The following is a 6,498-nucleotide window of genomic DNA, read 5'->3' as shown; positions in this document are numbered from 1 at the left end:
AATCTGATATCGTTCTTCTTGGCTAAGGTGTTGATAGGTCATGGCTACTTTGACTTGCTGGTCTAGAAGCTATGGATACTAAGATATCCTTAGCCACTAGGCTTAGTTGTTCAAAGTTGCACTTCGTGTTTGAATCCACCAGATATTTATTTACTACTATGTTGATATTATCTCATATCTTAAAAGAAGATTTATAATCTGAGAATGATCGGTTTTCCATTTATATTATTTATCATCCTATTGCTGATAATGCATTTATTAGTTTATTTTATTTTTTTTAGATATATTCTCAAAACTGAGCAATCAATATTTGGTTATCATTTTTTAATATTCGCTTTGATATTACTTTGCTCTACATTTAATTTTTATCTACTGCCTGTTGAAGAAAACTTTTATACATGTGTTCTTGCAGGTAGTATTGCGGCGATATATTCTCTAACATTTCTTGAGCTTTGGACGCTTTCACAAATTAGCTATTCAAGAGAAATACTACTTAAGGCTAAGGAAAAAATCTTAAATTCAAACTCAAGTGATGCAGAAGAGTTGCAGCAACTTGGAGCGAAAAAACGGATGGAGCGACTTAGCTCTCTTAAAAATATGGGCCTATTAAGCGAGGATCAAGGCCTATGGTCGCTAACTCCTAAAGGCAAAACAATTGCGCTGAGTTTAATTGCCCTACTAAAAATCTCAAATCTAAAAGATCGTGGATAAAAATGGCATTATTTAATACCTTTTTTTTCTTATTTTTGCTGATAGTAATTCATGCTCTTTATCTTAGAGTGGTCCCATCTGCAAATCGTGTAAAGTCATTTATCGTACTCGGTGTACCAATGGGAATAATTTTAATATCTGTCTGTACTGCAAATTATGGATTTTTTTCTATAACTGCATGGGCTCCTATTTTTTTATTCGCCTTTCTGTGTGAGCTTTACTTATTCCTATTTACCTTTGCACTAGCAAGCATATCTGCAAATTTATTGAGTACCATGTATTCAAAACCCATGAGCTTTGAAGATATTGAACTCCTATATGATGAGAGACAAATGGTGCTTAAGCGCTTTAACAGATTGATTTCTAGCGGTTTAATTGTCCTAATCTCAGTTGGGCATGAAGGTGAGGGCTATGAGGTCACCCCAAAGGGTGAGAACCTTTTAAAATGGTTAGACTATTTACGCAATGCATTTAAACACTGACATCTATATTATGAAAAAAAATCAAGCCGATGACTTTTTAGAAATTACAGAAGCCCCCTCAACTTACCGTGAAATCTTAAGTCGCACAGGCATCTCTCGAAAAGACATAGAGAGATTTTGCTTCATTGATAATAAAAGAGCGGCCCTTGACTTTGGTATAACCATCGCTCTTGTTGGACTATCACCGCTTATATATTGTTATTTTGATAATTTTCTGGGAATTACATTATGCATATTGTTAAATATCCACATATTTAATAGATTTGCACAAATTATTCATGGAAGTGACCATGGCTGGCTTTTTGACAAGCCGAAATTAAATTCTTTTTTTGGGAATTTAGCTGCTTCATTTTTAGGCTATTCACGTGCAGGACATCAAGCTTCACATCAAGAGCATCATGCACACCTAAATACAGATTTAGATAGCGATAGAATTTGGGGGTATCCCGATGAAAAAAATTCTGAGATTTTGATAGCATTGGTAAAAGATTTTTGTGGGATTACAGCTCTTAAGCGTTTTTTACAATACTCCCAATCAGACAGAAAATCATACAACCCTAAACCATGGGAAAAACTTTCTAAGATTGACCTTAAGGAAGCTATTAAAAATTCTTGGCTAGTAATCCTTACTCAAATAATATTGGTTACCTATTACTGGATATTGATCGGGCCACAATTTTATCTATTACTTTATGCATTACCAATAATAACTATCTATCCCGCCCAAATTAGATTAAGAAGTATCGTAGAGCACTCTTACGAGAGCAAACATTATGCCCACCTGCAAGAGAGTGATGGAAAATGGGTAACGAGAAGTGTGAATGCAAGTTTATTTGAGAGACTTATCGTTGCTCCATTGGAGATTCCATATCATTTTGAGCATCACCTATTCCCAGCAGTCCCCTACTACAACCTAGCCAAATTAAAATTCTTTTTAGAAAATGCTGGCTTTAAAATACCTATGGCACCTGGCTACTTAAAATATATTCAGATTAAGTTGTTCTCCAAAAGCTAGCGCAAAGAATTTGCTTAATCCACCCTCTAATGCTAGCTAATATTACTCTAAAGCCATTCCCAATCAAAAGTACTCTTACAGTATTTTTAATACTTTCAGTCTGGCTGGGAATACATATATTTTTTTTTGATAGATTCATTTTTCATGATTCGTGGCAACACAATTTTCCGATTGCCTACAGAATCTTTAACGAATCGAGCTGCGGTAAAATCACCACCTGGATTAATAATGTAGATAACGGAAGCACAACGACCATTTATCTTATTAGCCAAAGCCTTACCCAGGCTATTGTGCTGCCATTTATGTTGCTGATGAGCTGCCTAAAGCCATCTCTCCTTGCATCAATATATGCATTTAAGGTGCAAATTTTTATTGCTTATCTTGTATTTAGTCTTGGGATGTCTACCTTAGGTCAACTTGTTTTTAAAAAAAGACTTACCAGTCTCTATCTTTTTACCATTACATTATTTGCTGGGATGAGTCTAGACAACTTACACTCGAGCCAAATTATGTCAATATTATTCTGGATTCCTTGGATAGTCTCAAGTTTCATATTGGCCGTTCAAAGTGTGAGCACCAACACTAAAGCTTTTTGGATTAATGTATGCATACTGTTAATTTGTGTACAAATACTTGACCAATATCCCCACTTCATTGTTCTTTTTTGCTCAATTTCTATTTTATGTTTCGTATTGCCAAATCGACAGCTGCTAAATGGCTTTTTAGGCATCCCTAAATTTCTTTTTTTACCAGGCATCCTTGCCATCGTCATTACTGCAGCTCAGATGAGTATTATTAAATCTACTATTGGAGAGTATCAACCTTCATTAAGGGCTGATTTAATTGTTCACCCATCTCAGTTTGGAGAAACAGGCTTTTTGCAGCTCACCGCATTTTTATCGAGTATTTTTCCAATTACCATGCTTGCGGGATTTGAAAACTTTGCCAATGGGATGGGTCTAATAGCGCAAAAACTTGGAGCTCAACCTGGCGCAAGATTGTTTATTTTCAGACTAGATTCCTTGCTAATGATGATTGGAACCTTCCCCCTTCTTTTTATATCCTTTTTTATTTCTAAGAGGAAATTTAGTAAGTATGAAATTGGACTTCTTTTCTTTATAGCTATTTACCTGCTTATTTCCGTACAGCAAACAAAACTATATCTACTCCTATTTCATCTGCCATTTTTTAATTTATTTCGATCTTATTTCTTATTAACTCCATTTCTAATTTTCGGATTGCTATTATCTAGCGCATGTGGATTCAATACTTTTCTAAATTGCATAACTGAGACAAGAAAAAAAATTGGACGTCAAGCCCTCACCCTCTTCAGCACGGGCACACTAACGTGTGCAATTTGCATATACCTACTATATGCAAATTCTAATTGGCAACCAAATGAAATAAAAGGGGTTTTATCTGGGTTATTGATTGATATTTCGATATTAATTGTCTCCATGATTATTTTTTATCGACTCTGTTGCAAACCTCTTGAGAAGAAATATTTTAAATATGTGCTATTTTTCTATATTTTAATGCAAGGTCTTGTACTTAGCTTTATATACGATGCAACAAGTGAATCAAGTCAGGCTCTTCTTAAGCGATATACAAATTATTCAGCAAATGTTACTACTGATGAATTTAGTAAACTACCGTGTCATAATTTTTCATCATGCTACACATCATCTGGACCGAAAGTTTCCCTTAATCTAGATCTCAACGGCACTTTTTTACGGAATAAATCTGAGCCTATTTTTTATAAATCAACTATCGGACAATCAATGGTGGAAAAGCTTACTGGCTTAACGGCACCTACAGCCTGGATTTCTAATAAGGCAATAGCAACACAAGATAAGGAAAATATTCCAGACCTATTACTAAAAAGTATTGCCGAAGAACCATTATCTCAGCCCACTATTATTCAAGCAAAAGACTTGCAAGAAGCTAATGTCCCAAGAAATCAATTTAAATCTAAGGTCTCTATTAGCAACTGGGGATCAGAAAAAATTGATATTTACTACTATGCGAATGATGATGGCTATATTTTCATTCCCCTAAATTATGATATACATTGGATTGCGAGATTACAAAATAAAGATCTGAAAAATTTTCGAGCAAATTTAGGTGGCACCGCCATACAAGTCCCTAAAGGTGAAGGTAATATCTCCATCTCTTACGATAACCCTTTTGAACTCTTCCTATGGTTCAGTAGGATAATGATTGTTTTTTTGGGCATGCTTTCAATTGTTTATATTGGTTTCTTGATAATTTTTAAGAAGCCCATTAATGCATGAATTTAAATTAATCTACGATTCAATATTAATTAACAACCTCATTTCTTTTACAGTATGAACTATCAAATTTTCTATTTGAAATTTCAGAATTGCAATGACGCTATCTTTAAGATTACATGCGCTATTCTTGCAACAGCAATTGGATTTTTTGCTATATATACATCTTTAAATCCAGCTTATGCAACTTCATTTAATGAATACTATTTCAAGTATTTGCCTGCATTAATTAATGGTAATTTCTATACAATTTTCGATGGCGGATTATTAGGTGATCCACGTCCCAGAACATTTTCCACACTACTTACCCTAGCAAATATTCACCTTAGAGAATTACTCTATTCAAGGGATATTTTCCTACCTAGCATCGGTGTGAATTGGCTTATATACCCAGCCTCAATATTTGCAATTTACAAAGCAACATTAAAGGCTTTTAAGAGTACAAATGTGGCACTTGCGTCCTCAGTCATTTTCGCTAGCTCTCCTGCTGCTCTTAACATGCTTTGTGATTTTTACATACCTGCTAAACCCTTAGCTTTACTTTTCACGATAACAAGCATTGGTTTTTTTGGATCATTGCTGGAATTACAGCATGATTCGAGAGCACTTCTTAGAAGACTGCTAGCAATATTTGGCTTATGGATTTCAAGCTTTCTGTGCATGCTATCCGATGAGACGGGGATCTTTATCCCCTTATTTTTATTGGCAATTTATTTTAAGGAAATCACAATAAAAAACATTAACTATATTTTTAAGTTATTTCTTATTTGTATTTTTCCTTATTTAATTTATTTCATTTATTCATTTTATGTATTACCACTTATCAATAATCAATTAGACCAAGTAATCCTTAATCCAATTGATATTGCAATAAATGGGATTTTTCCAGCCATATTTGAATTTTCGCCCACACCACTCTGGAGCTGGCATTTCAACTCGTTTCTTTCACTTTTTGAAAATATTATTTCCAGTTTTCTTTTACCGGCAAAAGAAAGCACAGGCGGATGGACTAGCTTGAAATATTTTGGGCTTTTAAGCTTCGATATTCAATATCAAATTATCTTCAGCATAGCTGTCTTTTCAGCGCTTTATTTTTATCTGAACGTAAATGCAAATGATAGACAGAATGTTATAAGGTTATTGTTTGGATTTATTGTATTTTGCTTTATTGAGTCATATGTCTTAAAAGCATTAACTCCATATCTAATCGAGACAAATTATTATGCCAATCAAGGCTCTATTTGGATAAGCTTAGTCTTGGGCTTACTTCTTGGAGGCATATCTAGGATTAAACCATACATTCGTGCGCTTGGATTAATCGTCGTTACTCTAATTACGATTACAAATTTTTCAGACTCAATTAGACGTAACCCATTTATAACAACAAAGCCACCAACATTTAAAGAAATTAAAGATATCTTGTCCTCTATTAAAGAGGAGAAATTTATAGATATAAGTAGTCGAGTTGAATATCCTACTTCCCAGTATAAGTTTGCATTTGAGATGGAAATCTATAGAAGGCATCTATCTGGTGAAATCATTGATCTTGCTCCACGCTCTCTTAATAAAAGTTCAATCATCAACTCCTTGCCTATCAAAGGCGTTCAAGATGAATTGCTACGTGATAACTTTAACTTTTTGCAACCTATACCAATATCCTCAAAATCTCTTAAACCGATATCGTTGGAAACCTTTCCCAGTCTAATTACCGATAAAAAAGTTATAGGGATTAGTGGTGACTGGAATTACATCCGCACTTACAATAGTCATAATTCCTTTAATGAAAAAGTATGGTTTCAAGGTATAGTACGGATTTGGAATCTCAATGGCTCCTATCTTCTGAGAAATGGGTCCGTTTGTTTCTTTTACTCAAATCTGACGGAAGAGTGCCTTACCGCGTTATTTATAAATTCACAAAACCAATATTTTGGTTTTGATTCTGAGGGCAGGTTGGTTACCAGGTTTTTGATTGATAATCGCCAATAGATTCATACCACCA

General features: G+C 34.3%; 5 protein-coding genes. All 5 read left to right on the top strand.

Annotation, left to right across the window (positions count from 1 at the left end; translation table 11 throughout):
• Window positions 1–204: 204 nt before the first annotated feature.
• Entirely contained in the window at window positions 205–711 is a 507-nt protein-coding gene (locus LZT22_RS11985; RefSeq protein WP_233925526.1) for a hypothetical protein, read from the top strand.
• Between the two features lie 2 nt (window positions 712–713).
• Entirely contained in the window at window positions 714–1,193 is a 480-nt protein-coding gene (locus LZT22_RS11980; protein WP_233925525.1) for a hypothetical protein, read from the top strand.
• Window positions 1,194–1,203: 10 nt separating this feature from the next.
• Window positions 1,204–2,208 (top strand): fatty acid desaturase, encoded by a 1,005-nt coding sequence (locus tag LZT22_RS11975; protein ID WP_233925524.1) that lies wholly within the window; start codon window positions 1,204–1,206, stop codon window positions 2,206–2,208.
• A gap of 29 nt (window positions 2,209–2,237) precedes the next feature.
• On the top strand, window positions 2,238–4,502 hold the full coding sequence (locus LZT22_RS11970; RefSeq protein ID WP_233925523.1) for a hypothetical protein: 2,265 nt from the start codon (window positions 2,238–2,240) through the stop codon (window positions 4,500–4,502).
• 75 nt (window positions 4,503–4,577) lie between these two features.
• Complete coding sequence (locus LZT22_RS11965; RefSeq protein WP_233925522.1) at window positions 4,578–6,485, top strand: hypothetical protein; 1,908 nt, start codon at window positions 4,578–4,580, stop codon at window positions 6,483–6,485.
• Window positions 6,486–6,498: the final 13 nt, after the last annotated feature.

The organism is Polynucleobacter sp. IMCC 29146 (assembly GCF_021395195.1).
Classification (GTDB): Bacteria; Pseudomonadota; Gammaproteobacteria; order Burkholderiales; family Burkholderiaceae; genus Polynucleobacter.
The sequence above is the reverse complement of the archived record's forward strand: the minus strand, read 5'-3'. Positions and strand labels throughout refer to the sequence as shown.